The sequence below is a fragment of the Synechococcus sp. H55.2 genome, assembly GCF_047462495.1.
Lineage (GTDB): Bacteria > Cyanobacteriota > Cyanobacteriia > Thermostichales > Thermostichaceae > Thermostichus.
Genome location: NZ_JANSJH010000148.1, coordinates 1 through 4,046 on the forward strand (window position 1 = coordinate 1; position 4,046 = coordinate 4,046).

Below are 4,046 nucleotides of genomic sequence, written 5' to 3' on the forward strand. Positions count from 1 at the left end.
TCCCTGAGGGATCCCCTCACCCCCAGCCCCTCTCCCTGAGGGAGAGGGGAGTTAGAGCGGCGCGTTGGCGACAGCGTTGCGGAGCAATAACGAGGTAACCAACCGTTCCATCGCCATTGGACTGGATTGAATGACCATAAAACAGAAAACATGTCAAAGCTTGACGAAATTGTAAGGAGCGGTGAAGTTGTTGTAGCGAATGCGCAGCCGCCCCTGAAAGGTCTGGTCTAGCTCCTCCACTTTTTGGGCAAAAGCCGGCTCATCTTCCCAGTTGATCAAAAATGAGCCGTTGTAGGCCATGTTCTCCGTGAGCAGATCGCCTTCCACGCGGTCGCTGGCCAGGGGGCTGAGGGCCGCCGTGAAGGTTTGGGCGATGCGCTGACGCCGCTGCTCCAAAAGCTGCTCCAGAGCCCGTCCGATCTCGACTACCGCATCCAGACCCAAAGGGGCGCCGACCATCTCGTCCCGCCGGGCTTTCAGGGCGGGGTTTTCCTCCAGCCCCAATTGGAGCTCTTGCTGGGGATCCCAGAAGACCTTTACCCCCACCTCCCGTTTGCCCTCTAGGCGCTGCAGCAGGGTCAGCAGATCGGCCAGGCGCGGTTTGACCAGATCCTGCTCCACCTGATCCCAACTGCTCACCACCAGGCCAAATTGCAACGGCAGCAGGGCGCGGTGTCCCTCGTTCATCACGGTTTCTAGGACGGCTTCGTGGGCCAGCAGATTGGCCCGGCTGGCCAAGTAGCGCTCCTGGCGGGCCTGGGAATAGAGAAAGGCCAAAGATCCCAGCACGTGAACCCCCACCGGCTGCTTGTCCAGCCCCACCACATTCAGGTGGCGCGGGCCGGGGGCAGCAACGATCCCGTAGAGATAGAGGGCGCTATTGGGATTTGCCGTTGCCATGGCTGCGGGCATCTCCGATCAACCAGGTGAGGTTGGACTCTTCCGTGTCGATGGCATTGCCATCGGAGGAAATGCAGTAGCGACCCATCACCATCTGGTGGCGCAGCGTCACTCCTGCGGCGATTTGGGTGTAGTTAAAGATGAGGCTGCCATCCAGCGTACACCCTTCGTTCAACACACAGCCGTAGCCAATGGCCGTGGGGCCGATGAGCTTTACCCCATCCGCCAGGTAGGTGCTGGCCCCGATGTACACCGGTGGCTCAATGTGGATGCGATCCCAGTTGGCGCGGATGTTGATCCCTGTCCAGACGCCGGGCCGAATCTGGATCCCGGGCACCTTGACGCCTTTGATCTCGCCGCGCAGCACCTTCTGTACTGCCAGCCAGTAGTCATGGGTACGGCCAATGTCCACCCACTGGAAGTCGGCCTTGAGGCCGTAGAAGGGGGCGCCGGCTTTCACCAAGGCGGGGAAGAGATCGCTGCCGATGTCATAGGGGCAGCCGGGGGGGATGTAGTCCAGGACTTCTGGCTCGAACACGTAGATGCCGGTGTTGATGGTGTTGCTGAGGGCCTCTTCCTGCCTGGGCTTTTCTTGGAAGGCGGTGACCCGGCCCGTCTCATCAGTTACCACCACTCCGTAGCTGGAGACTTGGCTGGGATCCACCTCTCGCAACACCACCGTGGCCAATGCCCCCTTAGATTTGTGAAAGTTGACCACCTGGGTCAGGTTGAGGTCGATCAGCGCATCGCCGCAGAGCACCACGAAGGTGCTGTCAAAAAAGCCGGAGAAATCCTGGATCTTGCGCATGCCACCGGCGGATCCCAGGGGTTCGGCCACCGGCTGGCCGTTCTCGAAGTGGCCCTCGAAGGAAAAGCCGATGTGTACTCCCCACTGCTGGCCATCGCGAAAGTAGTCTTCGATCTGGTGAGCGAGGTGGCTGGTGTTGATCATGATCTGGTCGAAGCCATGTTCCCGCAGCAGCTCCACCAAGAACTCCATGACCGGCTTGTGCAGAATCGGGATCATCGGCTTGGGCATCATGTAGGTGATGGGCCGTACCCGTGTCCCTTTGCCGGCTGCCAGGATCATGGCTTTCATGCCGTCCTCTCTCCTCCGGGTTCATCGTGTTTTTATCATCCCAGGATCTGCGTTCTGGAAAACATCTGCCGAGTCTACCTCGCCGGCAAGAGGTCAGTTCCCTACAATTGAGGACGCAGGATCCCTGGTATCCACTTTCCTTCTTTAACTAAGCAGCATTCCCACTGCCCTTGTCCTTTTGCCAGAAGGGATCCCTAAGTGCCTATGTTGACAGCCACCAGCCCTCGGCCAGCTCCGAAGCCCAATACCCCGACGATCACCGTTGCTCTGGCCAAGGGAGCCTTGTTGGCCGACGCTATCCGCTGCTTGCAACAGGTGGGGATCGATTTCAGTCGCTTTTTGGATCCCGGCAACCGCCTGCTGCGGATTGAATCGCCCACCCAGCTCAACGGGCAACGCTACGAGGCGCTGCTGGTGCGCAACCACGACGTGCCGGTGTACGTGGAATACGGACAGGCCGAACTGGGCATCGTCGGCTACGACATCTTGCGAGAGCGCTATGCCGGCAGCGAAGCGCGGGTGGCCCACCTGCTGGACCTGAAGTTCGGCTACTGTCGCATGTCGGTGGCCCTGCCCCAAGATAGTCCCTACACCTCGGCGGCCCAGTTGCCTCCCCATGCCCGCGTGGCTTCCAAGTTTGTCGGCTGCGCCCGCGAGTATTTTGACCGGTTGGATTTGCCGGTGGAAATTATCTCCCTCTACGGCTCGGTGGAACTGGCTCCCCTCACCGGCATGGCCGATGCCATTGTGGACTTGGTGGCCACCGGACGCACCCTGAGGGAAAACGGCCTGGTGGAACGGGACTGCCTTTTCGAGAGCACCGCCCGCCTGATCGCCCATCCCACCAGCTACCGCGTCAACCAACAGCCCATCGGCGAGCTGGTAAACCAGATTCGGGAGCGCTGGCTGGGATCCCTGGGCCCGTTCTGAGGTGGCCGCGAAAGGGTCTCACCCCTTTCTGGCCATCTGGCCGACTTTCCCTAGAGGGTGGGCAACTGGACTTGACCAAGAAACTTCTGCGGGCTCAGCCAAAGAGGGGATCCCTATTGCGTACAATAGGGGCATTCGGGCTTATTTTCCCCAGCAGCATTGAGATTAAAACAGGTTTTTCGAGGTTGCTTATGCGGTACCGTCCACTACTCGCCATCCTGTTGGCGCTCTGTTTGAGCGTCTTTGCCCTGCCGGCGGCGGCTGCTAAGGCCCCGCTGACCTACGACCAGATCCGCAACACCGGCAAGGCCGCCATTTGCCCTTCCGTCTCCGACAATGCCCGCGGCCGCATCGAGGTGCCCAAGGGGGGATCCCTGAAGCTGACCGATGTCTGCTTCCAGCCGGTGCAGATTGAAATCGAAGAGGAAAAGCGGAACGGGGAAAAAGAGTTTATCAAAGCCAAAAACATCATGATCTCGGCGGCCACGCTGGGGCCGATTAAGGCCGAGGTCACCCCCAAAGACGGCGCGCTGGAGTTCAAAGTGGTGGATGGGATCACCTTTCAGCCGACCACCGGTCAGTTGCCCCGCCGCGAGCGGGTGCCGTTTCTGTTCAGCGTGAAGGACTTGGTCGCCACCGCCCAGGGAGCCGCCATCGACCCTTCGACCGACTTTGAAGGCGAGTTCTTGGTGCCCGGCTACCACAGCAGCACCTTCCTCGACCCGCGTGGGCGCGGCTCCAACGCCGGCTACGACACAGCCGTGGGGCTGCAGGCGGCCAAGGACGACTTCGCCACCAACCGCAAGGTGGACGAGGTTTCGCAGGGGAAAATGTCGCTGCGCATTGCCCGCGTGGATCCCAGCACGGGAGAGATGGCCGGCTCGTTTGTCAGCATTCAGCCTTCCAGTACCGAGCAAGGGGCGATGGAACCCCACACCGTCCGCGTCCAGGGCTTGTTCTACGCCCGTCTGGCGCAGGAGTCTTGAAGAGAGCCAATTTTGGGCTTGAGAGGGGCAGGGATCCGGTCGATTCCTGCCCATTCTTGTTGATACTCTGTCTGTCTCGGTTTGCCCGTTGGGGAAGGGGGCAGTGATGGCGGGATCCCACAGCGTTTGTT

Annotated in this window: 4 protein-coding genes; 2 read left to right on the plus strand and 2 right to left on the minus strand. The window is 60.5% G+C overall.

Features of this window, described 5'->3' with window-relative positions; all coding sequences use genetic code 11:
• Nucleotides 1–153 precede the first annotated feature (153 nt).
• Together NW844_RS12330 and NW844_RS12335 are read right to left on the minus strand one after the other, a co-directional pair.
• Complete coding sequence (locus NW844_RS12330; protein WP_414336049.1) at nucleotides 154–900, minus strand: GvpL/GvpF family gas vesicle protein; 747 nt, start codon at nucleotides 898–900, stop codon at nucleotides 154–156.
• Complete coding sequence (locus NW844_RS12335) at nucleotides 878–1,999, minus strand: sugar phosphate nucleotidyltransferase (protein WP_414336050.1); 1,122 nt, start codon at nucleotides 1,997–1,999, stop codon at nucleotides 878–880. Before NW844_RS12335 ends, NW844_RS12330 begins: the two co-directional genes overlap by 23 nt.
• A gap of 204 nt (nucleotides 2,000–2,203) precedes the next feature.
• Here NW844_RS12335 and hisG point away from each other — a divergent pair, with 204 nt between their 5' ends.
• Together hisG and NW844_RS12345 are read left to right on the plus strand one after the other, a co-directional pair.
• Nucleotides 2,204–2,929, plus strand: a complete 726-nt coding sequence (gene hisG / locus NW844_RS12340; RefSeq protein ID WP_414336052.1) for an ATP phosphoribosyltransferase — start codon at nucleotides 2,204–2,206, stop codon at nucleotides 2,927–2,929.
• 191 nt (nucleotides 2,930–3,120) lie between these two features.
• Entirely contained in the window at nucleotides 3,121–3,915 is a 795-nt protein-coding gene (locus NW844_RS12345) for a photosystem II manganese-stabilizing polypeptide (protein WP_414336054.1), read from the plus strand.
• Nucleotides 3,916–4,046: the final 131 nt, after the last annotated feature.